This is a genomic window from Pseudomonas sp. Leaf129, assembly GCF_001423465.1.
GTDB lineage: Bacteria > Pseudomonadota > Gammaproteobacteria > Pseudomonadales > Pseudomonadaceae > Aquipseudomonas > Aquipseudomonas coleopterorum.
In genome coordinates, this window is sequence record NZ_LMOC01000006.1 from 375491 (window position 1) to 402410 (window position 26920).

Genomic DNA, 26920 nt, shown 5'->3' on the forward strand with positions numbered 1-26920 from the left:
GTTTGAAAAAAAATCAGGCTGAACCCCGTGTCGTTACGGTGACCCAGTAGCGCGTGCGGCGCACGATGCTCACCGGCAGGCTGTCTTCGAGCAGCGAGAGAATGCGTTCGCTGTCGTCCAGTGGGTAGGAGCCGGTAAGCAGCAGATCGGCCACCTGTGGATCGCAGCGCAGGACACCACTGCGATAGCGCGCCAATTGCGCCACGAAATCGCCCAGCCGCATGCGCTCGGCCACGATGAAGCCGTCGATCCAGGCAAGGCTGGTCGCGTTGATCGGCTGGGGGTGGGAAATGCTTCCGCGAGCGACGCGGGCCTGATAACCCGCCTCGACGATCTGCTCCGCCAGGTTGCCGGGCATGGACGCCGCCACGCGACCGCTGCTCACTGACAGCAGTGTGCCTGACCCCACCTCGTCGCAGCGTACGGTGAAGCGCGTGCCCAACGGACGCAGCAGTGCATCACGCGTTTGCACGAGCAGGGGGCGCCGAGCCGAATCGCTACCGGTGAGAATATCCACCTCGCCGTAGCGCACGATGATGCGCCGCTCATGAGCGTCAAAGCGGATGTCCACTGCGCTGTCGGTGTTGAGCCACAACTGCGTCCCGTCGGCCAGCCGGTGGTGACGGCGCTCACCGGTTGCCGTGCTCAGATCGGCCAGAGCCGATTGCAGCCAATGGACGTCCTTTGTCTGCCAGCCGACTGCCCCCAGCAGCCCGGCACCGATCAATATTTTCAATGCCTGGCGTCGATCGCCACTGACGTAACGGGTCTGTTGCAAGGCGCGGCGCGCGACGGGGCTTTCCAGCGTCTGGACGCGGTTCTTGATGACATCGGTCAGACCTGTCATGCGTTGCCAGGCGCGCTCATGCTCGCTGTCGCTTTGTCGCCAGCGCTGCAGTTGCTGGAGATCGGTCTCACTGATGTCGCCGGATTGGCTCAAGGTGAACCAGGCAAGTGCTTGATCTCGCACCTCGGCACGGATCGGCGCCTCTGAGGTGCGGCGTGCAGACACGGGCTTCACTCGAACAGACTGGCGTAGCAGCGGCTGAATGCCTTGAGCATGGACTTCTGCACCTGATTCACGCTGAGCTCCAACTGGGCAGCGATCTGTTTGTAGGTCATGCCATCCAGCTGCGAAAGCAGAAAGATCTCCCGGACGCGTGGCGACAGACCCTGCAGCAGTGCGTCGATTTCGGTGAGGGTTTCGATCAGCAGGTAGCGTTGCTCGGCAGACAGCTCGACGTGCTCGGGCTGTGTGGCAAGCGCTTCGGCATAAGCGCGCTCGACAGCCAGGCGTCGCCAGCGATTGACCAGCAGGCTGTTGGCAATCGTCGCCAGGTACGCCAGCGGCTGCTTGAGTTCATCGACCGGATTGCGGGAACGGATGATCCGCACAAAGGTGTCCTGAGCCAGGTCATCGGCATCCGCAGCCTGGCCCAGACGGCGTTGGAGCCAGCCTTTGAGCCAGCTGTGATGTCGCACATAGAGGACTTCGACATCCTGTTCGAACGAGTTGTGCGTCCCCATCAGCCAGTACGCCTATCCGTAGATGATAACTATTCGCAATATTAGCGATAAGTCTCGGCTGGCTGCAACGTGTTACTCGGATCGCGCACGCGAAACTGCTTCGGCGACTGTCCCGTACCGCGCTTGAAAAAACGCGAAAAATACGCCGGATCGGAGAACCCCAGACGGTCGGACACCTGGCTGATAGTCATGGTGGTATACACCAGATCGCGCTTGGCTTCGAGCAACAGGCGCTGATTGATCATCTGCAATGCGGATTGCCCTGAAAGGCGCCGACACAGGGCGTTGAGGTGAGCGCTGCTGATCCCCAGGGTGGCTACATAGTGGTCGATGGGCAAATGCTCGCGAAAGCGCAGCTCCAATGCCCGGGTGAAGTCCTGCAGATACTCCCGGCCCCGGTCCGGTTGCGCGGCGTGCGACAAGGACAGCGCCTGTTTGCGGCGACTGAGCCAGATCGACAGCACGGTGATCAGCGATTGCAGCATCGCGTCGCGGCCCGACTGTTGTTGGCTGTACTCCTGGGCCAGGGTTGCAAACAGGGTGTCCAGGTAGGGGCGTTCGGTACCGATCGGATAACAGGCCGCAGTGGTCAGCACCGGACTGTTGAGCAAGCTGCCCAGTTGCTCGGCCAACGGCTGCGCCAGACTGAGTACGTAGCCCTGAATGTCTTCGGAGAACTTGAAGGTGTGCACACTCAGCGCCGGAACGACTTGCAGAGCAGGCGAATCGACGTGAGTGATCACCTCCTCCACTTTCAGGCTCGCCTGCCCGGCCTGCACGTACAGCAGCTGCACCAGATCACTGTGTCGATGGGGCTTTATTTCCCAGCCGTGAAGCTGGCTGCGCGCGGGTATCGACTCGAAGTGAATCAGGTCGGGCGTCGGCCAGGCACCGGTTTCGCCATACAGTTTGAACACCGGAACAGGTATCGCTGAGGATTTCGACATCGCGGGCTTTGCCTTGGGACGATCCACCGAAAGTCCATGGAATATGCCGAATATTGCCTTCTTATCTCAAGTTCAGTCATCAAAAATACCGGAGACAACAATAAAAGTGCTCTGTGAGGCCTCGTGCCCCAGTGGCACACCTGAGGACAGTTCTCTATGAAAACCCAAGTCGCTATCATCGGCTCCGGCCCGTCCGGCCTTTTGCTCGGGCAACTGCTGCATCGTGCCGGCATCGACAACGTCATCATCGAACGCAAGAATCCCGACTACATCCTCTCCCGAATTCGGGCCGGGGTGCTGGAGCAAGGCATGGTCGATCTGCTGCGTGAAGCAGGGGTCGGCGCGCACATGGACGCCCGCGGCCTGGTCCACGACGGCTTCGAGCTGGCGTTCGACGGACGCTGTGAACGCATCGATCTCAAGGCGCTGACAGGGGGCAGAACGGTGATGGTCTACGGGCAGACCGAGGTCACCCGTGACCTGATGGAAGCCCGCGCCGCCGTGGGCGCGCTGACGCTCTACGATGCCGACGACGTTCAGCCCCATGACATGAAAACCGACAGCCCTTATGTGACCTTTCAGCGCAACGGCGAGACGGTTCGCCTGGACTGCAATTACATCGCCGGCTGCGATGGCTTTCATGGCGTCTCGCGACAAGCGATTCCAGCCGAGGCGCTGAAGATTTTCGAGCGGGTTTATCCCTTCGGGTGGCTGGGGATTCTCGCCGACACCCCGCCGGTCAATCACGAGCTGATCTACGCCAACCACGAGCGTGGCTTCGCCCTGTGCAGCATGCGCTCAGCCACCCGCACGCGCTATTACGTGCAGGTGGGCGCCGAGGAAAAGGTCGAGGACTGGTCGGACGCGCGCTTCTGGGACGAGCTCAAGCTTCGCCTGCCGCCGCCTATCGCCGAGCGGCTGGTCACCGGCCCTTCCATCGAAAAAAGCATCGCGCCGCTGCGCAGCTTCGTGGTCGAACCGATGCAGTACGGTCGCCTGTTTCTGCTCGGCGACGCCGCCCATATCGTTCCGCCCACAGGCGCCAAGGGTCTGAACCTGGCGGCCAGTGACGTCAGCACCTTGTATCGCATTCTGCTCAAGGTGTATGGGGAGGGGCGTACCGATCTGCTGGAGAAATACTCGCAGATCTGCCTGCGCCGGGTCTGGAAGGCTGAACGCTTCTCCTGGTGGATGACCTCGCTGCTGCATCGCTTTCCCGATACCGATGCTTTCGGCCAGCGCATCCAGCAAACCGAACTGGACTACTTCGTGGGCTCGGCCGCTGGACGTCAGAGCATCGCCGAAAACTACGTCGGCCTGCCCTATGAGGACATCGAGTGAACGCGCTGAGCCACCCACTGGACTGACACGCTGGGGCTGCTATTTCTTTGGAAGTCGGTCCAGATCTGCGGGACCGAGTTCTACTCTGGCCCCTTCCCCTTCGGGTTCGGCTTCTCGACTGACACGCTCATCATCCGTGAGGCCTTTGCCAACTTCCTTTTGTACTATCGGGTCGTTTGGGGTATTTGGCGCGTCAGCGTTCTCGGCGTTCCTGTCGGTTTCTGTGTTCATGTCAACCTCCCTGATGAGTCAATCGAAACGAAGGGAAAAAGCGCTATCAGTCGATGATCGGGAAGGTAACGGTGAATTGGCTACCTCGCCCTGGACCGTCACTGTGCGCGGTTATCCGTGCACCGTGCGCATCCACCAGTTCTCGAACTACGGTAAGCCCGATACCCAAGCCTGAGCCGTCGAAGCCGATGGCTTCCACGTCCTGAACATAGGGATCGAATATACGAGGCAGCAGGCTCGACGGGATGCCTATGCCGTTGTCCGATACAACGACGTCGAAGGTTTCGTCAGCCCCTGTACCGCTCAACGTGATCGTTCCGTTTCGCGGCGTATATTTCGCGGCATTGGTGATGATGTTGGTGAAAATTTGCATGATGCGGACGCGGTCGCCATTCACCAGAACTTCCTTGGTTGGAAGTGAAACATCGAATGCCAACGTTTTGGACAGTATTAGCGATGCGCAGCTATCAGCTGCTTGTTCAAGAATGGGAACGATATCCACCGGCGTACACTTCAAACTCAGCTTTCCCGTGCTCACACGGGAGATGTCCAGCAAATCCTCGATCATCCGTGACAGGTGCTTGACCTGATTTTCGATCAGAACGCCCATCTGCGGAACATCAGTATCAGGCGTCAGCCGCATGCGCTGGGCCAGCAGACTGATCGGTGTCAGCGGGTTGCGCATTTCATGCACCACCGACGTCAATGCATTTCTCTGTTGCGACAATGCGTGTTCAGCATCGGCCTGAAGCTTTTGAGCCCTGAGCGCCGCCAGGACCAGGTGTTCGTTGGCTTCCTGCATTTCTTGCTGCAGGCTTTTGAGTGTGGCGGGTTCCTGCACCGATGGAAGATCAGGCACTGCCAGGGCGGCGCGTACCAGCCGTTGGTTGGCCTCCACCAACAGCTGTATGTGCACGCCATTGCCAGCAACCGTTTCTGCTTCAAGAAGTTCGCGCTGCAGCGCAGCCAGATGGGCAAGCACCTGGCGCTTCTTCCTTGGATCGGTGAAAGCTAGCTTATGAGCCTCGTCCTTGTCTTCACGCGCGTCTGTTTCCTTCGACTCATTCACTAGGTGCTCTCATGAGATATCTTCTCCAGCAGGTGACGTCGAACAATGGCGTCGAGTCGGCCGGCCACCCAGCAGTCCCTCCTGGCCTTGGACCCTACCCCCGATTTGCAAGCCGTTGTCATCGATGCGATACATCCGAAGCTCGTCCGAATGCGCACTGGCCCTGACCTTGACCACGGCCATGATGCGCTGCAGACGGCTGTCGACTTCGATATACCGCTGCACGATGATTGCATCGGTCAGAAACGCCGTTCCGTAAGGACTGAATCTGAGATCGTTGTAGCGATCTTCAAGCTCGGAGGTCATCAACACGGTGACCCCGGTCGAGGTGAGCGCACTGACCATGCGCGACAACGACTCGCGAAAGTCCTCCCGGAAAGCCGGGGCAACGGCGAGTTCGAACCCTGACAACGAGTCGATGACCACCCGGGTCGCGCCCAACCGCTGAATCTCACTGAACAGTTGCTGCACGATTTCATCGATGGACAGATCCGGTACGCGCCGATCGACCACGCCGACCTGGTCGCTCTTGATCAAGCGGGTCAGTTCCGCGCTGCGCAGATGGCTTGGCCGTTGTTCGAAGACCGCCATGACACCTTTCTCGCCACAGCGCGCGCCTTCCTCGAGGAACGCCGCCGCCAGCAGGCTCTTGCCTGAACCCGAGGGCCGGCAACCAACAGCGAGTAGCCCTGAGGAAGACCACCGCCCAGCATCTCATCCAGATGGGCCACGCCCATACCCAATCGTTGCGCGACGCCACCCTGGAAGAGCGCATCGTTTTGCTGGTTGCCTACCGAGGCCGGTGGAAACACAGTGACGCCACCCTGGCCGATACGGAACGTGTGCAAACCCGGCAGCGTCGGTTGCCCGCGCATCTTCATGATTTCCATCTTGCGCACCATCGAGTTGCGCTGGACGCTTTGGTGAAGCCAGATCAATCCGTCGGCCACGGTGAAGATGGGGTTGCTGTCCAACTCGTTGAAGTACTCGCCCAGCAGAAACGTCATGGCATGCCAGGTGGTCATCAACATGCCCAGCTGTTGCACGAACTGAGGCAGGTTGTTGTTCGGATTACATTCCGTTTCGCTGGCCAATACCACCGACCGAAACGAATCCACGAACACCAATGCAGGGGAATGGGTTTCCACCTCGCTGACAATGCGTCGAAGGACTTCGTCCAGGTCACCGGCGAGGGTATCGTCTGCCAGATTGACGTAGCGAATCGACGTATTGACCGCCTCCTCGTCGAAGAAATCGAACTGCTGTTGATAGCGCAGCATCTTGAGCGGCGGCTCGCCCAGCACAGTGAAGAAAATGGCCGGACGTTCAGGTGTCGCCAGGGCAAACATCATGTGATGCGCCAGCGTGGTTTTCCCGCATCCAGGTGGACCTGCGATCAGGTTGAACGAAAACTCGGGTAGCCCCCCGCCGAGGATTTCATCGAAGCCTGGCACGCCGGTCTTGAGGCGGTTGATGGTGACTTTGGTACTCATTGTGGTGTGTCCTGCGGAGCTGGGCCGCTCAGAAAATTTCCCCACACGTCCAGTAGCAATCGTGCAGCCAGTGATCGTCCGATCAGGGTGGCGAGGAGCTCGTAGAATATCTTCAGCAATTGCTCGCTAAACATGACTGCATCTGTCTTTTCTTGCTCGCTCAGGAGTGAACGTAGTTGCGTCAGGTTCATCGCAGCAGCGAGTCCCTTGTATCTTTCTGCATAATCCGGATGCGTCGACATGCACAAGAAAAGGCTGCGACGGTATAAAGCAGCAACGCCTTTGGGCCCAATGATTGGCGTGAGGGTGGCATCGATATCCTCGAACATGGAAATGATCGCATCGGCGATTTGAAAATTGTCAACGAGGCTGCCAACCCGATGCGCCAAGGCTGCTGAGATCTTCTGGCTCGCTCCGGTTTCAGGTGACATGAGTGTAGATTCTGATAAATGTGTGTTAAGGGTACACCTTTCAGGCCACCAGGGTTGAATAAACGAATTCTATCTGATGAAAAGTCCCGACGGGTTGATTGCTGTTCGCATCGCTCTTGACATGTAACAACTTCAATACAAATTCTTATACAAGTTGTTATACAGTTTAATCCTGACTGAACAACTTAGCGCGCAGCTTCGTACTTCTAAATGATTGTACCGCCCATGCAATCATTAGCGACACTGCATGACCCTATGGCACCGCGCATTGGTCGACATTGCCGGTTTCAGGCGTATGCCAGGCAACACAAGGTCTTGCGCATGGCCATCCATTTCAATCAACCGCTCTCATGAACTCGGCCAATCGGTACGAAAACTGCATCGGTCCGGTTCGCCGCCAATCCTATGACATCAATATGAAATTACGTCACTTCACCCCCGCCAGACTTTCGCCCTCGTCGCTGACCAAAGCCTTGATCGGTTTCATTGCGCTGGTGTGTCTGTCCCTGATCCTGGCGACGGCCTGGCAAATGAACCTGTCCAGGCAGGAACGTGTGGCGACCGCCAAGGTGGCCGTGTCGAACGTCGTTCGTGCCGCTGAACAGCAAGCACAGGATACGGTGCGCCAGGCCGACAATACCCTGCGTGATCTTGTGGAACGCGTGGAGCACGACGGCCTGGCCATTGGTGAGCGAGATCGCCTGGCAAAGCTGATGGCTCAGGACGTGGCGGAGATGGAATCCATACAGGGGCTTTTCATCTACGACGCCCAAGGCAACTGGATAGTCAATTCCTTCTCCCAGGGACTGCAAAGCAACGACAACAGTGATCGACCGTATTTCATCTATCACCGTGACCATTCGGACAGGTCGGTTCAAATCGGCTCCATCGTGAAAAGTCGCCTCACCGGCGACATGGTCATCCCGATCAGCCGACGCATCGATGGCCCGGACGGCAGTTTTGCCGGCGTGGTACTGGCCACTGTGCCCGTGGCTTATTTCCAGAACTTCTTCGAGCGAATGGACGTAGACGACCAGGGCGTTATTTTCCTGGCACTCAACAACGGCGATCTGCTGGCTCGACGCCCGACCCTGACCGCGCTGATGACCACCAATCTGGCCAAGGGCGAGATTTTCTCGCGCTACCTTCCCCAGAGCGACAGCGGTATTGCCGTGACCAAATCGCTGGTGGATGGCGTGGAAAGGATCTATGCCTACCGACGCGTGGCCGGCCTGCCCATGGTCGCGGCTGCCGGCGTGTCCTCTCATCACGTCTTCGCGCCCTGGTGGGCGTATGCCTATCGGTCGGTGGGGATACTGGCCCTGATCTGCCTGGCGCTGATCGTATTGAGCGTGTTGCTGTACAAGCAGATCCGGCAACTGATCACCGCGGAAAGCGAGTTGCAGAGCGCCCAGAACGAACTGGAGATCATCGCGCAGACCGACAGCCTGACGCACCTGGCCAATCGGCGCCGCTTCGACGTTGCCGTGCAACAGGAATGGGGACGCGCCAGCCGCAATCGGTCGACGCTCGCGATCATCCTGTTGGACATCGATTGGTTCAAGCAATACAACGACCACTACGGGCATGTCCGGGGTGACGATTGCCTTGTAGAGGTGGCCAGCCTGATCGGCGCCGCCGTGCAGCGAGCGGGCGATCTTGCAGCGCGTTATGGTGGCGAAGAGTTTGTGATCCTATTGCCCGAAACGGATTTCGCCGGTGCGCTCAGCGTGGCCGAAAAGGTCAGGCAGTCCATCGTCGATGCCCGCATAGCGCATTCAGCCAGCCCGCTGGGCAACGTCACGGTGAGTCTGGGCGTGGTGGCAATCACTGCCCCGAAACAAGACGCCTACACCGCCGCCCTGAAAGAGGCGGATCGGCTGCTTTATCGCGCCAAAAAACGAGGTCGAAACTGCGTCGAGGCCAACGAGCTGCTCGGCATGCAAGCAAGCAGCCCCTACACGACCAGCCCGGTAATCTGAATACTCGAGGATGCGGCCTGCCCCCCACGGAGGCAGGTACCACCCTTACACCTTGAAGCGTCGAACGACCGCGATGAGATTGGCGTTGGACGCGGCGAGTGCCGACGTGCTGCTCTCGCTCTGCGCGCCACCGGCGACCAGTTCATCGACGATCTGCCGCACCGCCACCATGTTGCGGTTGATCTCTTCGCTGACAGCACTTTGCTCTTCGGCTGCCGTGGCTATCTGAGTGCTCAGGTCATTGATGCGCACCACCGACTCGGTCATCCCGTCCAAGCCTTCGTTGACCCTGGACGTCTTGTCGACCGTGGCCTGGCAACGTTCCTTGGTGTTCTCCATCGCCACCACTGCGGCACTCACACCGTGCTGCAGACGAGTGAGCATTTCGTTGATCTCCGAGGTACTGGTCTGGGTACGCCCTGCAAGCGCCCTGACTTCATCCGCAACCACGGCAAAACCGCGACCTTGTTCACCTGCCCGTGCCGCTTCGATTGCCGCGTTGAGCGCGAGCAGGTTGGTCTGCCCTGCAATATCGCCTATGACGCCGAGCACGGAGTTGATGCGCTGGGCATCGTGCTCCATCGCCCTGACCTTGCTGGTCGCCTCTTCCACCTCCGAAATCAGCTCGCGAACACTGCTGGACGCATCTTCCACCACTACCTTGGAATGGCGGGCTTTTTCGCTCGCGACCTGCGTCATGCTCGCCGTTTGCGCCGCATTACGGGCGACGTCATCGGCGGTGGAGCTCATTTCGGTGATGGCAGTCACGGCCTGATCGGTTTCACTGGCGTGGCGAGTCAGGATGCTGTTGGTGCCACGGGACTGCCCGCGCAGTTGTTCGATCCCCTCGGCGATCAACGAAGAAGAGTCCGACACTTCTGTGATCATTTTCTGCAAATAGACGATAAAGCGGTTGATGGAGTGGCCCACCGCGCCCACTTCATCCTCAGCGCGGATCACAATGCGCTTGGTCAGGTCGGCATCACCCGCCGACAACGTATCGATATTGGTCTTGAGCACCGCCAAACGGTTCATCAGTTGCCTGAGGGCAAAGACGATCACCAGCAGCATGATGACCACCATCGGTATCTGCAGCATCGCCAAGGTCTTGAGCACATGGCTGCTCTGCGCCGTCAGCACCTCGGTGGGCTGCGCTACCGCCATCTTCCATGGCGTGCCTTCGACAGGCAGGAGGAACAGGGTGTACTCCTTGCCACTGCTGCCCGTGAACGTCGAGCGCGTGGCACCCGGGGTTTTCAGCAAGCCTTGCAAGGCCGCTGCGAAAGGATACTGGCCGGCCAGGTCGCCGAGGTTCTTGAGTACGATGTTGCCGGGGATCTCCGGCTGGTTGCTCAGGACCTTGCCGTCGCTTTCGACGATCATCAGCTCGGCGTTGATCTCACGTTCTTTCTGGGCGATCAGGTCATTGAAGAAGCCCAGCGTCACGTCGACGGTCGCCACGCCGTAGGCGGCGCCCTCCTTGGTGATGGCCATTGCGCAGTTGGTGCGCGGCTCGGGGCTGGCGTCATCCTGATAGGCGGCCGCCCAATTGCACTGCCCTGCAGGCGCCTTGAGACCACCCAGATACCAGGACTGCTCGAAGTAATTCTGCGATTCGGGCGAGTTCCAGTGCGTATTGACGATGAGCTTGCCGCTGGTATCGCGATGATAAAACGTACTGTGCTTGGCCCGGCCCTCGGTACGCTTGTTCGGCAGAGGCCAGATGCCACCGCCGAATACCTTCGACTCTCCGTACTGGTTGACCATGCTGGGGAGCAGGCGGTCGATACTGTCGCTGTCCAGTTGCGGAACCGTTTCGGTGATCACGCGCTGCTGCGCCTGCACCCGGGCCAGTTCACCCTTGATGACGGCACTGATTTCCCCCGCTTCCGTGACCAGTTTGCGTTCATCGGTGCTCGTCAGGCTGGGCGTGATCAAGTAGTTGATGCCGACCGCCGTGAGCACGGCGACCAGCAGAACGAACCCGACGAAGGTAGCGGTATAGCGAGCTTGAATGGTCTGCAGCATAGGGGATGCATCCGCGATGTTTGGAATTGTTGGTCTTGTAAGACTTTATCGGCGCGGAGTGCTGCTGCATGAGGGCCAGTTTTCACAAATACCCTGGTGTCGATGGTGTTCTACCGAATGATTGCGTAAGAACCCATGAGGTTTTGTAGGCGCCCACTATTGTCAAGGCGATCAAGGCCACGGGCCGCAAGCAGATCATCATCGCCGGCGTGGTTACCGATGTGTGCGTGGCGCTCCCGACCTTGTCGGCGCTGGTTGAAGGTTTCGAGGTGTTCGTGGTCACCGGTGCCTCCGGTACTTTCAATACCACCGTGCAACAGGCTGCCTGGGCCCGCAGGAGCACCTGCTCAGTCAACGATCACTTGAATATAACGGTGGAGGGCTTACACTTGAGCTTAACGAATAACGTTAAGCATTCAAGCCATGATCCGAAGCTTTGCATGTGCCGACACGGAAGCGCTTTTCACCACTGGCAGAACCAGGCGCTGGCCCGACATCAAGCAAGTCGCAGAGCGAAAACTGGCTGCACTGGATGCGGCAAACGAGCTTCGAGACTTGCGGTCACCGCCTGGAAATCGACTTCACTTTCTGGAGGGTGACAGACGGGGACAGCACAGCATTAGTATCAACATGCAATGGCGAATCTGTTTCACGTGGACCGAAAGCGGCCCCGAAAACGTTGAAATTGTCGATTATCACTGAGGTGCATCATGTTCAAGAATGGCATGCGACCGGTACATCCTGGCGAAGTTCTTCGCGAGGACTTCCAGAGCGAGATGGGCTTTAGCGCTGCTGCCTTGGCCCGTGCTTTGAATGTCTCCACGCCCACCGTAAATAACATATTACTTGAGCGCGGCGGCGTTTCTGCTGACATGGCTTTGCGCTTGGCCATCTGCCTGGATACAACTCCAGAGTTCTGGCTCAACCTACAAACAGCGTACGAGCTACGCAAGGCTGAGCAAGAGCACGGAGATGAGATCGCCGCTGCGGTACATCGCCTGGTTGCCTGAGCGCGAACTCATTGCCCGCCGAGTGTGGGCGTTTTGCGCATAACCTTACGCAAGATACGGATTGTCGATAAAGCCCGACATAAACCAGATCCCCGGGCCGCAAGCCTGTAGATCTGGTTTTTTTATTCCGGCACATCTGTGCGCACCGTCATCAAGCATACGGACCTCGACCTACTTGTACGATGTCTTATCAGAGGGTATTACTGCACGTCCATAAAAATAAGATCATGGAGATCGCCCAGATGGACTCATCGCTGCCTGCCTGCCCCGAAACCTTCCATACTCCACGCGACCGCGCCAGTGGCCCGTGTGTTCTGCGCGGTGAAAACACCTCTTGCGTCGTCGAATCGTGGGTCACCCCATGAGCGCACCTGCCGCACGCAACGTATCGCAGTTTCTTTCCGACCCTAAAATCGTATTGCTTCTGGCCACGCTGTGCTGTGCCCTGTGGGGCAGCTCTTATCCGGCGATCAAGAACGGTTACGAGATGCTCCAGATCGCCCCGCACGACGTGTCGTCCAAGCTCATTTTCGCAGGCTATCGTTTTCTGCTGGCCGGCCTGTGCCTGTTGCTGCTCGCCGCCATCATGGGCAAGCCGGTCTTGCGCTTGAGCCGACACACGTTTGGCCAGGTGGCCCTGCTGGGTATCCTGCAAACGGGCCTGCAATACGTGTTCTTCTATATCGGCCTGGCGTTCACCACGGGCGTGCGCGCGTCGATTCTGAATGCCACCACCACCTTTTTCAGTGTGCTGCTGGCGCACTTCGTCTATCAGAACGACAAACTGTCCACGCGCAAAAGCGTGGGCTGCCTGCTCGGTTTTGCCGGTGTATTGACCGTCAACGCCGGCGCGGGTCCGCTCGATGCCTTGCCGTCGCTGCACGGTGAGGGCTTCATCGTGATTGCTGCGTTCGTGCTGTCGGCCGCGTCCATCTATGGCAAATACGTCTCCCACCGCATGGATGCGATGGTGATGACCGGTTGGCAACTGGCCATTGGCGGCATGGCTTTGCTCGTGGGCGGCTATGCCACTGGCGGCACTCTGGGTGACATGACACCAGCCTCCACCCTTCTGCTCGTTTACCTGGCCCTGTTGTCGGCGGTGGCATTCACGCTGTGGAGCCTGCTGCTCAAATACAACCCGGTTGGCAGGGTCAGCGTGTTCGCGTTTCTTGTGCCGGTGTTCGGCGCCGCGCTCTCGGCACTGTTCCTGGGCGAGAGCATTTTCGAATGGAAGAACCTGGCCGCCTTGTTGCTCGTGTGCGCCGGTATCGCACTGGTGACACGGGCACAGGTGCCCAGTGTCGTGGCATCCAAGGCGAGCTAGCCGGGAAGCAGTGGTTACCAGGGCTCGTGGAAGGGGCGTACCTCTGCTATGAACGACCACGCATCCTTTGGTTGATGAGCCAAGTGATGGACCTCGCCGGCGATCGACGCCGGGGAGATAAAGAAGTCATCCGGGGCTTCGGGACGCAGTTCGCGCTGCCAAGGCACATCGATTACGGCATCGATGATCAGGTAGGCGACATGGATTCCCTTGGGCCCCAGGTCTCGGGCCAGGGACTCGGCCAGAATGCGTTGGGCTGCCTTGGTTGGCGCAAAACCTGCGAAGGCTGCTTTGCCACGCAGCGCAGAGGTATTGCCGGTGACGATCAGAGCACCCCTGCCTGCTTCGATCATGGCCGGTGTCGTCAGTCGTGCCAGGTGAAAGAGCGCCATGGTGTTGATCTCGAAGTTGCGCTGCAAGACGTCTGCATCGACCTCGGTGAATGTGCCGAAAGCCCCGCCTACGGCGTTATGGATCACTACATCGGGATTCCCGATTTGCTGGATCGCGCTCGCCAGGTCCTCGTGATGGGTCACGTCGCAGGGGACCGCGATGGAATGTGGGATCTCGCGTTCCAACTGCGCCAGTCTTTCCGCATTTCTCGCCAGCATGGCCACGCGATAACCCGATTCGGCAAAGCGTCGGGCAATCGCCGCTCCCGTACCAGGGCCGACCCCGGTCACCAAGGCCAATGGCTTGTTCGAATTGCTCATGGGTAGCTCCTTTTTGCAGGGAAGTGAAATGGGGGTGCTCAATGCTCCGAACTGTCGCTACGGATGCCGATCAAGCCGCCCAAGACGGCTGCCGGGGTGACGGGTAGACGGGGTACAGACTCGCCACTCCCTACCCCAGGACCGAACTGGGCTCGCAAGTCGCCGGGGCCGAGCACGCGGCCGTCGTCGGCGCAGATGGACACTGGCCTGATACGTTTGCCGTTCTGGGAATCCGTGAAAACAATTCGCTCACCATCGGCGTGTGGCATGTGCTGCTCGCCCCATTGCGTCATGGCAACGAGGATCGGCTGCAGCGCTGCGCCCTTCTCTGAAAGCCGGTATTCCGGATGGCCCGGACCCTCTGATTTCTGAAGAACGCCCTCATCGACCAGCTTTTTCAATCTCAGGGTCAGCACGTTTCGTGAGATCCCCAGGCTCTTGTGAAACTGATCGAAACGGGTAAGACCGAAGAACGCATCCCTGATGATCAAAAGCGTCCAGTGTTCGCCGATCACCGACAGGGTTTGCGCAAGGGAGCAATTGAATTGCTCGAAGGATTTCAACTTCACCGGAGGGACCCTGGTTGATTTAGTCCTTTGATGCTACTAGGATCAGTTCTGTCAAACAACTAAATCAAATGGAAGTACGTTCTATGCCGTGTACTACGCTTGAGTCGCTGGTCATTGGTAGCCACCGAAGCCCAGACAACATCGCACGCAATGCCGCACGCCATCCGCTTGAAACGCTGGAGTTTTTCGGTCTGCAGCCGGACATGACCGTGCTGGAAATACTGCCGGGCAAAGGTTGGTACACAGAGATTCTGGCGCCCTATCTGGCCGAGAATGGCCGCCTGTATGCGGCGCATTTCTCACCCGATGGCGTCGAGTCGTACATGCCCGTCATTCTGGAGATGTTCGAGGATCGGCTGGTCAACGAGCCTGAAACCTTCGGCAAGGTCATCGTTCGGCATATCAACCCGCCAAGGGAGATCAGTGTGGCGCCCGCCGGGAAGGCTGACTTGGCGATGACCTTTCGCAACGTGCACAACTGGATAATGGCGGGCCAGGAGCATGAGTATTTCGCCGCGTTCTTCAAGGCGGTCAAACCCGGGGGCGTCCTGGGCGTCGAGGAACACAGGGCTCCAGAACATGCTGACATGCACAGCATGCGCACCACGGGTTATGTGACGCAAGCGTACGTAATCGAGCTGGCCGAGCGCGCCGGTTTCGTTCTCGAAGCCAAGAGCGAGATCAATGCCAATCCCAGGGACACAAAGGATCATCCCAAGGGGATATGGTCCCTCCCGCCGTTGCTCATGTCAGGTGACGTCGACAAATACCAGGCGATTGGCGAAAGCGATCGGATGACCTTGAGGTTTCGCAAACCGCAGTGATGATTCGTGGGTTCAACGGGGCCGCAGTCGTAGCGGTCCTGGGTGTGCATTCTTCGTCATGGGAATAACCTGAATCATTTCCCCAGAAACCAAAAACCCCCGAAACGCTAAGCGCTCCGGGGGTTTCTGACGTATCGAATATGGCGGTGAAGAAGTCCGCTATCGGTTCATCCGTTTTTGTCCTACAACGTCCGAGGAAGCTAGGTAAATCGAGCCTCTCAGCCTATCATACCGTCCGAAGACGTCCGGTAAGATATCACTGCATCCTTCTAAAAATGTGGGAACAAATGGGGGAACGATTCTCCCTGGGTTGTAGGAGTGTGAGTACAACGTCATGGGTAAACTCAACCCGAAGCAAATTGAAAACCTAACTACCTCAGGGACCTACGAAGATGGCGAAGGTCTCAGAATGGTCGTCAAGCCGACCGGGAAGAAGTACTGGGTTCTGAGGTACCAACTGGCGGGCAAACGACGGGAAATGGGCCTAGGCAGTTTTCCTACGATCACGTTGAAGAAAGCGCGAGAAGCTGCGGCCGAACATCGAAAATTACTTAGCCAAGAGATCGATCCGCTGGTGAGCAGGGATGCTGAACGCAAAGCATCGCGAGTTGCCGAGGAAGCTCGGCAGGCGCGCGCTATCAGCTTCAGAACGGTAGCGGAAGACTATATAACGGCACATAAAGCGGGATGGAAGAATGCGAAGCACAGTCAGCAATGGCTGAACACGCTGACCACCTATGCCTTTCCGGTGATTGGGGACACGCCAACGGAAGAGGTCACAACTGAGCAAATCTTGAGGATCCTTACCCCTATCTGGCACACAAAGCCTGAAACAGCGTCAAGAGTCCGTAACAGAATGGAGATGGTGCTTGATGCAGCAAAGGCAAGGCGCCTCCGAGACGGTGAAAATCCAGCCCGCTGGCGCGGGCATTTGGACAAGCTTCTTCCACCACGTTCAAAAGTAAAATCGGTAGTACATCACCCAGCTTTGCCATGGCGCGAACTGCCAGGTTTGATCAGCCGCATCAAGGCTAGGGACGAGCCCACCTACAAAGCAATGTTGCTTACCATTTTGACGGCCTGCCGAACAAATGAATGCTTGGCAGCAACGTGGGATGAGATTGACCTGAAGAACGCGGTTTGGAAAATACCAGCTCATCGCATGAAGGCCGGCAAGGAGCACCGGATCCCCTTGAGTCAGCCGGTATGTGACGTGCTGCGCAGCTTGATAAGGATCAAAGACAACCCCTACGTGTTCCCCAGCACCCAGAGAGGGAAGCATCTCTCGAATATGGCCATGCTGATGGGGCTACGGTATCTGGAGCGTGGAGATCTTACTATCCATGGATTCCGCTCTACGTTCAGGGACTGGTCGGCGGAGGCGACGAGTTATCCTCGGGAGGTCTGTGAGCAGGCATTGGCTCACAATCGCCAGGACAAGGCGGAAGCGGCGTACTTCAGAACCGATCTGTTTGAGAAGCGTCGTGCGATGATGGAGGAATGGGCAGAATACGGATTTTCTATAGAAACAGACAAAAAGCAGATCTCCGGGCCGTAGGCTCGGGAGTTTGCTCTTTTTTTGCCTTGATTCACTGGATCTCGCCAAGGGGGATGTGGTGCCCGACGAGATCCGATTCGGCGCGTCACCTGGCGGGCGCATGTTATCGGCCGATCCTGTTGAAAACTAGGTTTTCTCGAACTACCAGAAGACTGGTCGGTGAAAGTTCCTCTTTACGCGCTGCTACGTGAAATTTGAGTCCGAATGCCTTTTAATGCGATTCAAAATTTCAATCTCACGCGTGTACTTTTCTACCGTGAAAACGACATTCAACTTTTTTCAATAAAATCGGCCAAGAGCAGACTTTAGCGCGGAGAATTAACCTTCGAATCTCCCGTATTACGAACACCATGTATGCATGACCCAAACTCAGGATCACGAAGGAGTGTAGTAGCCTGATTAAACTAGACATCCACTTAGGCGAGAGTGCTCGCCATAAAGGGGCACCGGTTCGCCAAGCAACGACGTACCTTGGCGCCAGCTCAAACACGAAGCTGCTAGCTTGGTGCTTGGTTAAAGCTACAGCCTTACCAAAGCAGCCCAGTCACGTGGAATAGTTAAGCCAGCCTTATGTCATTGGGTAAACCAGGTCCAGCAGAAATGTGGTGGTGTTCCGCCGATCGTAAGATTCGGACTCAATAGCAATGAAAAATTCCAGAGCTGGAAGCCCGGATCAAACGGCTGGACCGGGAACAATTAATCTTAAAAAGAACGAGCGTGCTCTTGATGATACACAAACACGAGCGTTCACATCAATCAACTCCCCTCTTTCGGAGGTGTTTCTTCAATTAATTATGAGCCTGAATGCACGCGGAGTGAATTGGCCGCCCGATGTGCAACACACATTAGGTGGCCAAATATTCTTCAAGGGCGAATGCCAACCTCAGCTTCTTGCGCTGTCCACAGTTTGACTTGCTCGCTTAGTGTCAGCCCCAACCCCGGACGCGTAGGAACCATCATACGACCGTCACGGGTTTCCAGACGCTCATTGAAGAGCGGCTCAAGCCATTCGAAATGTTCGACCCAGGGCTCGGTGGGGTACGCGGCCGCCAAGTCAACGTGTAGCTCCATGGCAAAATGCGGAGCCAACATAAGTCCCGCTTGCTCGGCCATTGAGGCCACCTTCAGGTAAGGGGTGATGCCACCTACTCGTGGTGCATCGGGCATCAGGAAGTCAGCGCCGCGGTGCTTGATAAACTCGGCGTGCTCGGCAACGCTGGTAAGCATTTCGCCCGTGGCAATAGGCGTATCGGTTGCTATGTCAAATCCAGACAGGATAGTGTGAAATATGGAGGTGGTCCTACAGGCATCGGTAATTTTTGTGGAAGGATTGGTGCAAATAAATTAAAGTGCCAAAAAATGGAAATTTTACGTAGGGAATGAGTAAAATGAGCTGGAAAGATCATCCAATTCCGGTGGCGGCTGTCACATGTGTCGCTACATTAGGTGTTTGCTATAAGTTACTTATGCCTATCTATACGTCGGTACTTGAGAACGAAGTTTTGCATAATCGTAGTAAGATTACAGGCTTACAGGAGGAGCTATCTACGGCCCTAGAGAGAATCAAAAAATTAGAAATTGAAAACAGCATATTAATATCGGATTCAGCATTAAAGCTTTGCAATCCTTACCCGATCGGTCTCGATTTTATAAAAGTTGGTGACCCGCTTCAAAAAGTCGTTGATCAATACTCAGATCCGAAGCACGATATTGATAACAATAAAGGATTCATAGTTGTTAAGTTTCCAGGCAATAAAATCATTAGATCAGCATCGTATATAGCTATTGACGGGAAAAAGATAGTCTCTATCATTTTTTTCTACAGCGATGTGAAGTTTCCGAATGGAAAGGAAAAACTACAAGAGTCACCGCAGCAGTTAGGCATGCTCAAACAAGTAAAAGACGCTTTTCCTAATGCAGTTATAGTGAAGCGAAACGATCCGGAGGCGCCTGGATATGACGTCGCCTTAGGTGGGAAGAAAATAATTTCGATTAACCCAACTAATTTTAACGTAGACGGAACAATGCGCGACTTTAGTAACTGCAAAAGATAAGCTCAATGCTTTTAATCATAAAAATTACTCGAATATGGGTCTAGCTTACAGGTTCTCCTTGAAAAGTTAAGGAGTAGCTCCAAAACGAATCGGAGAAGTGGGGTAAATTACCCAGTCAGAAATATTATTTGATATCTTAATTTGAATCTGATTTCTAATATAAACCGGACGCGCCAAAATAAGATTGCCTTGGCTATAACCTACAATGTTCCAGCTTTCTTGGTTTTTATCTTTTTGGTCGATAGCGTAGGAGTAGTTTGAAAATCCTGTATCAATGGCTATTCTCGCCGCTGCTTTTCCTAAAGTATTCGGAGAGTCAGCAACTGCAATCATTACAATAGATGACATTAATAATGCAAGTAATTCTGCAGAATTCCTTTTGGGACTCACAATTTTCAATGTGTAGGATTTGAAAGCGGTTACATATGGGATTTGGTTGATGTAACCCCCAATAAAAAAACCTGAAGTTATAATTTGATAACGGCTTCTGATGATAAAATAGTTGGGAGTATTTGTGTTATAAAGGAAAGAAGCAAACAAATCACCAAAGGGAATGAGCATCATGCAGATAGCTAGAAATGCCCCTGTAGTATCATTAGCTCTTCTAGTAATCACCCAAAATGCAGCCCAACCACACGCACATGCAGCTAAAAAATCTATGGCTGGATCTATTCCGGCTTTCATAGTGTCTAGATAGTTAGCATATCCGCTTAACCAAGGAAATCCCAGTTCGTTGTAGAAGCCTTGCTGCCAACGCAGTCCTAATATGAATGACAAGGCTACGCAGAATGCTGCAAACTGAGATGTTGCTGCCATTCCTTTAGAAAATTGCTCCACTGTTAATCTCCCGAATTTTTCTCTGTCCTTTTCTCAGAAAGGGAGTACACATGTATTCTTCGTCTGAGCGCAGTGGTGGCACCTTAGCGTTAATATTTTACCCTGTAGGTAGGTGAATCCTCAGGCCGATTCTGTCGCCGATCATAGATCCTGGTCGTGCTGATATTGGCATGCCCCAGCCAGATCTGCACCTTAGCAATGTCCGCTTCGTGCTCGAGTGCATTGGTCGCAGCCGTAGCTCGCAGCCCATGTACGCCCAAGCCCTCGACCTGGATGCCGGCCTTTTTTGCGTACGCCTCTACCAGTGTGTAGATCCCATTGGCCGTGACGCCCAGGCCTTTTGCCCAGTGCCGCAATGGCACGAACAGCGGCGCCTTGGAGTTGGCCAGCCCATGCCCCGAGCGTTCCAGGTACGCATGAATCCGATCCGCTGCTACAGGATGCACCGGGAGGTACCGCACCTTGCCGCCTTTACCGTGCACCATGAGGTGTCGAATGCCTCGACGCTCAACCAGGTGATTGACCTGCAGCTGCGCGGCTTCTTCCCGGCGTAGGCCGTGGTACAGCAACACGGCCAGGATCGCCCGGTCGCGCAGGCCTTTCAGAGTCGTATCATCCGGCGCATCGAGCAGTGCCTTAGCCTAGTGATCGCCCAGGGCCGGTGTCTTGCCTTCATTGGTTTCGATCCGGGGCCGTTTGACGCCATGCACCGGATTGCCACCGGCCACCGCGTTGCTGTCCAGAAGATGATCGAACAGGCTGGCCAGCGCTGCGAGCTTGCGGCGAATCGTGGCTCCTGCCAGACCCCGCCCTTCCAGATCTGCCCGCCAGACCAAGACATGCGACCGAGTGACCTGGCGAAAGTCATCGGCGCTGGTCAGCCCTATAAAGGAAGAGAAATCCGTCAGGTCATTTTGGTAGGCACGGCGCGTGCGTGGGTTGTCGATGTTGGCAAACCATTCAACTGCGGCTGGTACTGCGGCCAGCTGCTGAAACTCCATCGCAGTCAGACGCCTCTCCCCTTCTCGTACTGCAACAACGCTACTCTGAACGGTCGCCATGTTTTCGGTCATCTGGGGAATCCTCCACGTATTTTGGTCATCGCCGGTACGCCCTGACGCCTATTCGTCCACCTTACCCGAAAACGGTCTATTACTGGTGATAACGTATTTCTTACACTGATTAAGCAGCGACCGAAGCATGGTGCGTTGAATCAACCCTGTCCAAAAAACATATGGCATGACGTCGGGTACTGATGCAAACGCTTGAGCAGTCAAAAAGCTCAAGCGCCGATTACTCCATTTTTCTAGCTCATTGAGGCAAGCTAAGCTGCAAATCACTCAGTTTATAGGATGGCCGCACATGAAATTCATAAGCCTTACTACCGCTGGACGGCGCACTGTCGCAGCCATGGCACTGGCGGTCGCGTCAGTGACGCAAGCCGCTCCTGCGCACTTAATCGAGGTGTACCGGGACCCCAATTGCGGATGCTGCTCCAAGTGGATTGCTTACCTGCGGGACAATGGCTTCACGGTCAATGACCATCTCGTAGAAAACATGAGCCCGGTGAAGGCCAAACTGGGTGTGCCTGATAAATTAATGTCGTGTCATACCGGCGTAGTAAACGGCAAGTTCATCGAGGGCCATGTACCGGTGCAACAAATCGCTGAGCTTCAACGCCGGACCGACCTGATCGGCGTGGCCGCACCCGGCATGCCAATGGGCTCACCCGGCATGGAAACTGGCCACAAAAGCGCTTATCAAATCATTGGCCTGAAGAAAACCGGCGAGCAGGAGGTGGTGGCTGACTACCCATCGCAATGACTCTTCTCCACGCCCACTGGGCTTGTGCCGACTTAGCGGGACGACAGCGACGCCTGGCTAATGGGAGGGTGAGCAGTCGATAGGCGAAAACTTATTTGGTTGGTCTGGTAACTGCTTTGCAGCAAGTGATCTCCATTGAGCTAACAAGCTAATGATAGGTAGCCTTTGCCTTACCTTACAGAAATGTAATAAAACTTGAGAAACTCGTAATGCCTGGATCAGTCGGACTTACTGTGCCTTGAGAAGAAGGCATTGAGTTCAACGTCTAAATCGACCGTCAACCCCGGAGATTACTTCATGAACAGCTATGATGATTGCATTTTAGAGTGCCTACGCTGTGCAATGGCTTGTGAAAGCTGTGCTTCAGCCTGCTTGCAAGAGCAGGATGTTCAAATGATGGCGAACTGCATAAAGCTGGACAGGGATTGCGCAGATATGTGCAGGCTCGCGGCGACTTTGATGGCACGCCAAAGTCCTTTGGCCAAAGAATTCTGCGCCCTGTGCGCAAAGGCCTGTAAAGCCTGCGCAGACGAGTGCGGCAATCACGAGGCCAATCACTGCCAGCATTGCGCTCAGGCTTGCCATGCATGCGCTCAGGCCTGTGAGGCGATGGCGGCCTAAGCCAGCGTTTGGCTAGGAGGCCCGAGCATAGCCGCCGTGCGAGGCTGTACGATCTTAATATTGCCCTAGCGCACAAACGTTAGGATAAAGGCTGTTCGGCGGCTAGTTGACGTACACGAGATAGTGCCGCCATGTGCTTGCATCAAGGACCGGGCAATCGCCAGCCCCAACCCCGAATTCCCGGCGCCTTCTCGCCGCGCAGGGTCCACCTGGTAGAATCGGTCAAAGATGCGGTCCAGGTGCTGCGAGGCTATTTCGGGACCAGGGTTTTCCACCCAAAGCTCTACCCGCCCTCCGTGGTCGTGGATGCTGACCTTGATAGTCTCCCCTGACGGCGTGTAGCGCAGGGCATTGGACAGCAGGTTTGACACGATACGGTCGACCATCACGCTGTCCGCGAAGATAGAGGCGTTGCCTGATGCTTGCAGCTGAATCCCCTTGTCCTCGGCCAGAAACTCGTAATAGCCGAACAGCTTGCTGATGACCGTTCTCAGGTCCAGTTCAACAGGCTCGGGCACAACTAGTCCGTTATCGGACTTGGCTAGGAACAGCATGCCGTCGATGGTTCCCGAAAGACGGTTGAGCTCTTCCAGGTTGGAGCTCAGATTCTCTTCATACACCTCGGGGGAACGCTTTTTAGCCAGGATCACCTCGGTGTGGGTCCGCAGGTTGCTGATCGGGGTACGAAGCTCATGCGCAATGTCAGCGGAAAAATTCGATAGGCGCACGAAGGAATCGTCCAGGCGACCAAGCATGGAATTGAACGCGGTGATCAACTCACGCAACTCATCCGGTACTGGCTCCAAGGGGATGCGTTTCTTCAGCGAGCCAGCGGACATTGAGGCGGCGGTCTGGGTCACCTTGGCCACCGGCCTTAGTCCACTCTTGGCAACCAGCCACCCTAGGGCCGCGCTCAACACGGTACTGGCCACCAGAACGCTCCAAAACCAGCGTTCAAGCATGGCAAAGAAGTGCATATGCGTGGTCACGTCCAGGACAAGCCAGGCGGTCAACGGTGGGCTGGCAGTGGGCAGCAATACTGAGGCGGTCAGAGCCCTGAACATGCGGCCTTCGTTTTCCCACTCCCAGACACCATCGCGCTGGGTGGCCTGCGTGAGCGATGGCGCTGCTGATTGAGGAGGTTCTGCAAAAAAAGGTTTCCCATCGATCTTCAGAAATACAGCGCTGAGGTCAGGATGGGCTCCCAAGAGGGTGTGCCAGCGCGCCTTAACCAGTTCCGGGTTCGCGTCTGATTCCTTGGCGATCTGGTTAATCGCTTCCAGCTTTTCTCCCAGCGTCTGCGCATCCAGGGCGCGGAAGTGGTGACGGCTCAGTTCGTTGAAGGCGACCCCCACGATAATAAGGACGACGGCGACCGCGACCACAAACAGAAGGCTCAAGCGCAAGGTGAGTGAGCCAGGCTTCATCCTTCGTCCTGCGCGTCTAGCATGTAACCCATTCCCCGGCAGGTATGCAGCAGTTTCGCCTCGAAGTCATCGTCAATCTTGGCCCTCAACCGCCGTATGGCCACCTCGATGACATTTGTGTCGCTGTCAAAATTCATGTCCCAGACCTGGGAGGCTATCAGCGATTTGGACAGCACCTCACCTTGCCGGCGCATCAGTAACTCCAGCAGTGTGAACTCTTTGGCCGTAAGGTCGATTCGCTTGCCGCCCCGAGTCGCCCGACGCTTGAGCAAATCCACCTGAAGGTCTCCGATTTGCAGGCTCGTTTGAACCGGCAGGCTGCTGCTGCCGCGCCGTAACAGCGTTCGCACCCGTGCCAGCAGTTCTGAAAAGGCAAACGGCTTGACCAGATAATCATCGGCACCCAGCTCCAGGCCCTTGACCCGGTCGTCTACCCCGTCGCGTGCGGTCAGAAACAGCACCGGTACGGACTGGCCAGCGGTGCGAAGGCGTCTGATGACTTCCCAGCCATCTAGGCCCGGCATCATCACGTCAAGAATCAACAGGTCATAGGCTTCATTGAGCGCTTGGTCAACGGCATCCGTGCCGGTGACCACGCGGTCCACATTGAAGCCGGCCTCCCGCAAGCCTTGCTGCAAATAAATCCCGGTTTTCGGTTCGTCTTCGGCGACCAGCAGTTTCATGTTCGACTCTCCACGGCACCGGGCCAGTGTGACGGCAAAACAGGACCAGGCACACTCACATCCCCGCTTCCATCTCAGGGGACAGCGTGCCAAGCCAGGCAATCAGGCCCAGCACCAGGACGGCGGCGCCCAGCTCCAGGGCCATGCTGTAGCGGATCGAGCGGGCCGCTCGCGTGTACTCGCCCCGGTGGACCGCCTGTTCAAGCGTCGGGCTCAGGACAAAGCGGTTAGCCGAGGCCAATCCGAGCATCAGGCCAAACAGTGCCAGCTTGCCCAGCAGCAACACCCCGTAGGTGCTTTTCACCACGCCACTGACCTGGGGACCGACGATGAACAGATAGTTCACCACGCCTGTGAGGACTATCATCGCCACGATCACCGCGCCGGCCCTTTCGAAACCGCTGAGCGTGCGCGACAGCACTTGGACTGACTGTAGGGATTCGACCTTGTTAGGCCGCAGCATCAGTGCAAAAGCCACCAACGCGCCGAACCAGCCGCCCGAGGACCACAGATGAAGGATGTCCGCGCAGAAGTGCCAGAAGCGCGGGGAGCCTTCATCCATAGCCCCATGGCCTGTCCACGCCAAGGTCGCCAGGGCCACACCTCCCGACAGCGAAACCATCAGCAGGCTTGCCATGGGCGCCCGAGGGTTGAAGGCGATGGCCACCGCAGCCCCCACCAGTGCGGCCATGCGGATGAGCCAGGCAGTGCCAAGCTCCGTCTGCGTCACCATCATCTCGACGTGAGGCACAGCCTCTAGCCATTCAGACGCACCGCTCATGGCTTTGGCCATGAGCGCAATGGAGACAACCGACAACAGCAGGCCGATCAAAGCGGTCGCGCTCAGCAGGGGCCTGAAAGGCAATACGGCGCCCGAGCGGCGTTCTGCGCCGCGTAGGCTGTAAAGGCCAAAGAGGGCCAGCCCGAACAGCATCATCAAATCGGTATACAGCGCGAAACGAACTGCGATGCTGAGCGGATCTTCCATGTTTACTTGACCTTAAACGTCACGCTACCGGTAATCGGGTGCGTATCGGAAGACACTGCCCGCCAATCGACCTTGTAGGTGCCCGCCGTCAGAGGTGCGGCCGGGGTGATAACCATGGTCTTGGGGTCACCGCCGCCTGACACCGCTGTTTTGACTGCCATCGGTGAGTGTTCCATGCCTGGCATCGCCGTCATTACCAGCTTCGCGCCGGAAAATTGGGTAACCAGGTTTTCGGAGAAATGCAGCTCGATCTTACCAGGGGCCGCGCCTTCACTGCCTTCAGCCGGAGTCGAAGACACCAGCTTGGGGTGGGCTTGGGCCAGTGCGCTGACCAGCATCCCAGCGGCAAAGAGCGTGACGAAACGTGTGCGGTTCAACAACATGCGAACTCCTTACAGCCCAAAAAGGCCGTTCGTGGGGATCAGATTTTCAGACTAGAACGGCTCAGAACCACATGCGCACACCCAGGACTAAGCGGGCCTCGCTGCGGTCCTCGCCTTCCTCGCGGGCAAAGTCGGCTGTATTGCCGTAGGAGCGGTTCCAGGTGACACCAATGTACGGGGCAAACTCCCGATAGATTTCGTAACGCAAACGCACCCCCACTTCGGTTTCAGACAGGCCAGAGCCGATACCGCGCTGAGGATCGCTCTGACCGTAGAAATTAACCTCCGCCGTGGGCTGCAAAATCAGCCGGTTGGTCAGCAAAATGTCGTAGTCGCCTTCCAGCCTTAAGCCAGTTTGGCCGCCTTCACCCAGAAACGCAGTCGCTTCGGCTTCGAAGTTGTATAAGGCCAGGCCCTGAAGGCCAAATGCAGCCCAGGTTTGCGGCGAGCCTGGTTTGAAGTCTTGACGGACGCCGCCGACCAGATCCCACCAAGGACTGATCGCATGGCCCCACAGCGCTTGCAGCTCGGCCGATTCGGTCTTGCCGTTGGTACGTTCGCCCTCGGAGCGAATCCAGAGCCGGTCGATGTCACCACCCACCCAGCCGTTAACGTCCCAATTAAGGACGCTGCCGTTGTCGGCGTCCTGCCATTCGAGTTGATCGAACAGCAGGAAGTAATTAGCCGCTTCGTCATGGACAGTGTGGCCTTTGGCACTTTGGTAGACCGCTGCCCGATTGGCATCGGTGACAGGCGCAATAGGCGTGCGGCTTTGGGTAGGTGCCGCAGGCTTGCTGGGGGCCATGGTCGTCATGTCCGAGTCCATGTCCTGCATCTGGCTATGGTCCATACCCTGCATTTTGGAATGATCCATGCCCTGCATCTGGCTGTGGTCCATGCCCTGCATTTTGGAGTGATCCATGCCTTGCATCTGAGAATGGTCCATGCCCGGCATAGCGGCCTCTGCCGCAAACACGCCCACTGGGAGCATTCCCAGGCCGGTGACCGCGAGCAGTGAACAAACGTGGAGTCGATTCAAAACAGTCATTGGCT

The 26920-nt window shown here is 56.7% G+C and carries 24 protein-coding genes and 4 pseudogenes; 11 read left to right on the forward strand and 17 right to left on the reverse strand.

Going from position 1 to position 26920, the window contains the following annotated elements; translation table 11 throughout:
* Positions 1-13 precede the first annotated feature (13 nt).
* The 3 genes from ASF66_RS09740 to ASF66_RS09750 are packed head-to-tail and all read right to left on the reverse strand — an operon-like array spanning position 14 to position 2474.
* The gene (locus ASF66_RS09740) at positions 14-1012 is read right to left on the reverse strand and encodes a FecR domain-containing protein (RefSeq protein WP_236707086.1); all 999 of its coding nucleotides are present in this window, start codon (positions 1010-1012) and stop codon (positions 14-16) included.
* 5 nt (positions 1013-1017) lie between these two features.
* Positions 1018-1527, reverse strand: coding sequence for a sigma-70 family RNA polymerase sigma factor (locus ASF66_RS09745; RefSeq protein WP_056843700.1), 510 nt, complete (start codon positions 1525-1527; stop codon positions 1018-1020).
* 41 nt (positions 1528-1568) lie between these two features.
* Positions 1569-2474 (reverse strand): helix-turn-helix domain-containing protein, encoded by a 906-nt coding sequence (locus tag ASF66_RS09750; RefSeq protein WP_056843701.1) that lies wholly within the window; start codon positions 2472-2474, stop codon positions 1569-1571.
* Positions 2475-2630: 156 nt separating this feature from the next.
* Between ASF66_RS09750 and pobA the strand changes: the two genes are divergently transcribed.
* Positions 2631-3815, forward strand: coding sequence for a 4-hydroxybenzoate 3-monooxygenase (gene pobA / locus ASF66_RS09755; RefSeq protein WP_056843702.1), 1185 nt, complete (start codon positions 2631-2633; stop codon positions 3813-3815).
* 277 nt (positions 3816-4092) lie between these two features.
* Here the strand turns inward: pobA and ASF66_RS09760 are convergent, their stop codons facing one another.
* The 3 genes and pseudogenes from ASF66_RS09760 to ASF66_RS09770 form a co-directional block, all read right to left on the reverse strand.
* Positions 4093-5115 carry a sensor histidine kinase gene (locus ASF66_RS09760; RefSeq protein WP_156463169.1) on the reverse strand — a complete coding sequence of 341 codons (1023 nt, stop codon included), beginning with the start codon at positions 5113-5115 and terminating at the stop codon, positions 4093-4095.
* A 9-nt stretch (positions 5116-5124) separates the two neighbouring features.
* Positions 5125-6608 (reverse strand): annotated as a pseudogene (locus ASF66_RS09765) (RAD55 family ATPase).
* On the reverse strand, positions 6605-7039 hold the full coding sequence (locus tag ASF66_RS09770; protein ID WP_236707087.1) for a hypothetical protein: 435 nt from the start codon (positions 7037-7039) through the stop codon (positions 6605-6607). The pseudogene ASF66_RS09765 and the gene ASF66_RS09770 overlap by 4 nt, the downstream one beginning before the upstream one ends.
* A gap of 416 nt (positions 7040-7455) precedes the next feature.
* Here ASF66_RS09770 and ASF66_RS09775 point away from each other — a divergent pair, with 416 nt between their 5' ends.
* Entirely contained in the window at positions 7456-9021 is a 1566-nt protein-coding gene (locus ASF66_RS09775; protein ID WP_056843939.1) for a sensor domain-containing diguanylate cyclase, read from the forward strand.
* Positions 9022-9066: 45 nt separating this feature from the next.
* Here the strand turns inward: ASF66_RS09775 and ASF66_RS09780 are convergent, their stop codons facing one another.
* Positions 9067-11049: a methyl-accepting chemotaxis protein gene (locus ASF66_RS09780; RefSeq protein ID WP_056843704.1), complete on the reverse strand. Its 1983-nt coding sequence runs from the start codon at positions 11047-11049 to the stop codon at positions 9067-9069.
* Between the two features lie 161 nt (positions 11050-11210).
* Between ASF66_RS09780 and ASF66_RS22010 the strand changes: the two are divergent.
* The 4 genes and pseudogenes from ASF66_RS22010 to ASF66_RS09790 form a co-directional block, all read left to right on the forward strand.
* Positions 11211-11384, forward strand: a pseudogene (locus ASF66_RS22010) (isochorismatase family protein); the annotation flags it as partial.
* A gap of 88 nt (positions 11385-11472) precedes the next feature.
* On the forward strand, positions 11473-11751 hold the full coding sequence (locus ASF66_RS22015; RefSeq protein WP_082484616.1) for a type II toxin-antitoxin system RelE/ParE family toxin: 279 nt from the start codon (positions 11473-11475) through the stop codon (positions 11749-11751).
* An 8-nt stretch (positions 11752-11759) separates the two neighbouring features.
* A complete protein-coding gene (locus tag ASF66_RS09785; protein WP_043185531.1) occupies positions 11760-12059 on the forward strand; it encodes a HigA family addiction module antitoxin in 300 nt (99 codons plus the stop codon).
* Between the two features lie 361 nt (positions 12060-12420).
* On the forward strand, positions 12421-13386 hold the full coding sequence (locus ASF66_RS09790) for a DMT family transporter (protein WP_056843705.1): 966 nt from the start codon (positions 12421-12423) through the stop codon (positions 13384-13386).
* A 14-nt stretch (positions 13387-13400) separates the two neighbouring features.
* On the opposite strand, the gene ASF66_RS09795 is transcribed toward ASF66_RS09790, so the two are convergent.
* Complete coding sequence (locus tag ASF66_RS09795) at positions 13401-14099, reverse strand: SDR family NAD(P)-dependent oxidoreductase (RefSeq protein ID WP_056843706.1); 699 nt, start codon at positions 14097-14099, stop codon at positions 13401-13403.
* 38 nt (positions 14100-14137) lie between these two features.
* Positions 14138-14668, reverse strand: coding sequence for a winged helix-turn-helix transcriptional regulator (locus tag ASF66_RS09800; protein ID WP_056843707.1), 531 nt, complete (start codon positions 14666-14668; stop codon positions 14138-14140).
* Between the two features lie 203 nt (positions 14669-14871).
* Between ASF66_RS09800 and ASF66_RS09805 the strand changes: the two genes are divergently transcribed.
* Both ASF66_RS09805 and ASF66_RS09810 read left to right on the forward strand, forming a co-directional pair.
* Positions 14872-15492, forward strand: coding sequence for a class I SAM-dependent methyltransferase (locus tag ASF66_RS09805; RefSeq protein WP_162240082.1), 621 nt, complete (start codon positions 14872-14874; stop codon positions 15490-15492).
* Between the two features lie 334 nt (positions 15493-15826).
* Positions 15827-17050, forward strand: a complete 1224-nt coding sequence (locus ASF66_RS09810) for a tyrosine-type recombinase/integrase (protein WP_056843709.1) — start codon at positions 15827-15829, stop codon at positions 17048-17050.
* Between the two features lie 864 nt (positions 17051-17914).
* On the opposite strand, the pseudogene ASF66_RS09815 reads toward ASF66_RS09810, so the two are convergent.
* Positions 17915-18301, reverse strand: a pseudogene (locus tag ASF66_RS09815) (enolase C-terminal domain-like protein); the annotation flags it as partial.
* A gap of 137 nt (positions 18302-18438) precedes the next feature.
* Here ASF66_RS09815 and ASF66_RS09820 point away from each other — a divergent pair.
* Complete coding sequence (locus tag ASF66_RS09820) at positions 18439-19104, forward strand: hypothetical protein (protein WP_156463170.1); 666 nt, start codon at positions 18439-18441, stop codon at positions 19102-19104.
* 66 nt (positions 19105-19170) lie between these two features.
* Here the strand turns inward: ASF66_RS09820 and ASF66_RS22465 are convergent, their stop codons facing one another.
* Together ASF66_RS22465 and ASF66_RS09825 are read right to left on the reverse strand one after the other, a co-directional pair.
* A complete protein-coding gene (locus ASF66_RS22465; RefSeq protein ID WP_156463171.1) occupies positions 19171-19941 on the reverse strand; it encodes a hypothetical protein in 771 nt (256 codons plus the stop codon).
* 89 nt (positions 19942-20030) lie between these two features.
* Positions 20031-21002, reverse strand: a pseudogene (locus ASF66_RS09825) (tyrosine-type recombinase/integrase).
* A gap of 301 nt (positions 21003-21303) precedes the next feature.
* On the opposite strand from ASF66_RS09825, the gene ASF66_RS09830 reads away from it, so the two are divergent.
* Both ASF66_RS09830 and ASF66_RS09835 read left to right on the forward strand, forming a co-directional pair.
* Positions 21304-21765 (forward strand): DUF411 domain-containing protein, encoded by a 462-nt coding sequence (locus ASF66_RS09830; protein ID WP_056843712.1) that lies wholly within the window; start codon positions 21304-21306, stop codon positions 21763-21765.
* Positions 21766-22062: 297 nt separating this feature from the next.
* The gene (locus ASF66_RS09835; protein ID WP_056843713.1) at positions 22063-22386 is read left to right on the forward strand and encodes a four-helix bundle copper-binding protein; all 324 of its coding nucleotides are present in this window, start codon (positions 22063-22065) and stop codon (positions 22384-22386) included.
* 65 nt (positions 22387-22451) lie between these two features.
* On the opposite strand, the gene ASF66_RS09840 is transcribed toward ASF66_RS09835, so the two are convergent.
* The 5 genes from ASF66_RS09840 to ASF66_RS09860 all read right to left on the reverse strand — a co-directional run bounded on the left by ASF66_RS09840 (position 22452) and on the right by ASF66_RS09860 (position 26915).
* A complete protein-coding gene (locus ASF66_RS09840; RefSeq protein WP_056843714.1) occupies positions 22452-23813 on the reverse strand; it encodes a heavy metal sensor histidine kinase in 1362 nt (453 codons plus the stop codon).
* Positions 23810-24496, reverse strand: coding sequence for a heavy metal response regulator transcription factor (locus ASF66_RS09845; RefSeq protein WP_056843715.1), 687 nt, complete (start codon positions 24494-24496; stop codon positions 23810-23812). The genes ASF66_RS09840 and ASF66_RS09845 overlap by 4 nt, the downstream gene beginning before the upstream one ends.
* A gap of 55 nt (positions 24497-24551) precedes the next feature.
* A complete protein-coding gene (gene copD / locus ASF66_RS09850) occupies positions 24552-25484 on the reverse strand; it encodes a copper homeostasis membrane protein CopD (RefSeq protein ID WP_056843716.1) in 933 nt (310 codons plus the stop codon).
* 2 nt (positions 25485-25486) lie between these two features.
* A complete protein-coding gene (gene copC, locus ASF66_RS09855) occupies positions 25487-25867 on the reverse strand; it encodes a copper resistance system chaperone CopC (protein ID WP_080433820.1) in 381 nt (126 codons plus the stop codon).
* A 61-nt stretch (positions 25868-25928) separates the two neighbouring features.
* A complete protein-coding gene (locus ASF66_RS09860) occupies positions 25929-26915 on the reverse strand; it encodes a copper resistance protein B (RefSeq protein ID WP_056843717.1) in 987 nt (328 codons plus the stop codon).
* Positions 26916-26920 lie beyond the last annotated feature (5 nt).

Excerpts from the sequence above, each read along its gene's own strand:
- ASF66_RS09745 (WP_056843700.1), bottom strand. The coding sequence starts at position 1,527 with ATGGGGACGCACAACTCGTTCGAACAGGATGTCGAAGTCCTCTATGTG.
- ASF66_RS09750 (WP_056843701.1), bottom strand. The coding sequence starts at position 2,474 with ATGTCGAAATCCTCAGCGATACCTGTTCCGGTGTTCAAACTGTATGGC.
- pobA (WP_056843702.1), top strand. The coding sequence starts at position 2,631 with ATGAAAACCCAAGTCGCTATCATCGGCTCCGGCCCGTCCGGCCTTTTG.
- ASF66_RS09770 (WP_236707087.1), bottom strand. The coding sequence starts at position 7,039 with ATGTCACCTGAAACCGGAGCGAGCCAGAAGATCTCAGCAGCCTTGGCG.
- ASF66_RS09775 (WP_056843939.1), top strand. The coding sequence starts at position 7,456 with ATGAAATTACGTCACTTCACCCCCGCCAGACTTTCGCCCTCGTCGCTG.
- ASF66_RS09780 (WP_056843704.1), bottom strand. The coding sequence starts at position 11,049 with ATGCTGCAGACCATTCAAGCTCGCTATACCGCTACCTTCGTCGGGTTC.
- ASF66_RS22015 (WP_082484616.1), top strand. The coding sequence starts at position 11,473 with ATGATCCGAAGCTTTGCATGTGCCGACACGGAAGCGCTTTTCACCACT.
- ASF66_RS09785 (WP_043185531.1), top strand. The coding sequence starts at position 11,760 with ATGTTCAAGAATGGCATGCGACCGGTACATCCTGGCGAAGTTCTTCGC.
- ASF66_RS09790 (WP_056843705.1), top strand. The coding sequence starts at position 12,421 with ATGAGCGCACCTGCCGCACGCAACGTATCGCAGTTTCTTTCCGACCCT.
- ASF66_RS09795 (WP_056843706.1), bottom strand. The coding sequence starts at position 14,099 with ATGAGCAATTCGAACAAGCCATTGGCCTTGGTGACCGGGGTCGGCCCT.
- ASF66_RS09805 (WP_162240082.1), top strand. The coding sequence starts at position 14,872 with ATGACCGTGCTGGAAATACTGCCGGGCAAAGGTTGGTACACAGAGATT.
- ASF66_RS09810 (WP_056843709.1), top strand. The coding sequence starts at position 15,827 with ATGGGTAAACTCAACCCGAAGCAAATTGAAAACCTAACTACCTCAGGG.
- ASF66_RS09820 (WP_156463170.1), top strand. The coding sequence starts at position 18,439 with ATGAGCTGGAAAGATCATCCAATTCCGGTGGCGGCTGTCACATGTGTC.
- ASF66_RS09830 (WP_056843712.1), top strand. The coding sequence starts at position 21,304 with ATGAAATTCATAAGCCTTACTACCGCTGGACGGCGCACTGTCGCAGCC.
- ASF66_RS09835 (WP_056843713.1), top strand. The coding sequence starts at position 22,063 with ATGAACAGCTATGATGATTGCATTTTAGAGTGCCTACGCTGTGCAATG.
- ASF66_RS09840 (WP_056843714.1), bottom strand. The coding sequence starts at position 23,813 with ATGAAGCCTGGCTCACTCACCTTGCGCTTGAGCCTTCTGTTTGTGGTC.
- ASF66_RS09845 (WP_056843715.1), bottom strand. The coding sequence starts at position 24,496 with ATGAAACTGCTGGTCGCCGAAGACGAACCGAAAACCGGGATTTATTTG.
- copD (WP_056843716.1), bottom strand. The coding sequence starts at position 25,484 with ATGGAAGATCCGCTCAGCATCGCAGTTCGTTTCGCGCTGTATACCGAT.
- copC (WP_080433820.1), bottom strand. The coding sequence starts at position 25,867 with ATGTTGTTGAACCGCACACGTTTCGTCACGCTCTTTGCCGCTGGGATG.
- ASF66_RS09860 (WP_056843717.1), bottom strand. The coding sequence starts at position 26,915 with ATGACTGTTTTGAATCGACTCCACGTTTGTTCACTGCTCGCGGTCACC.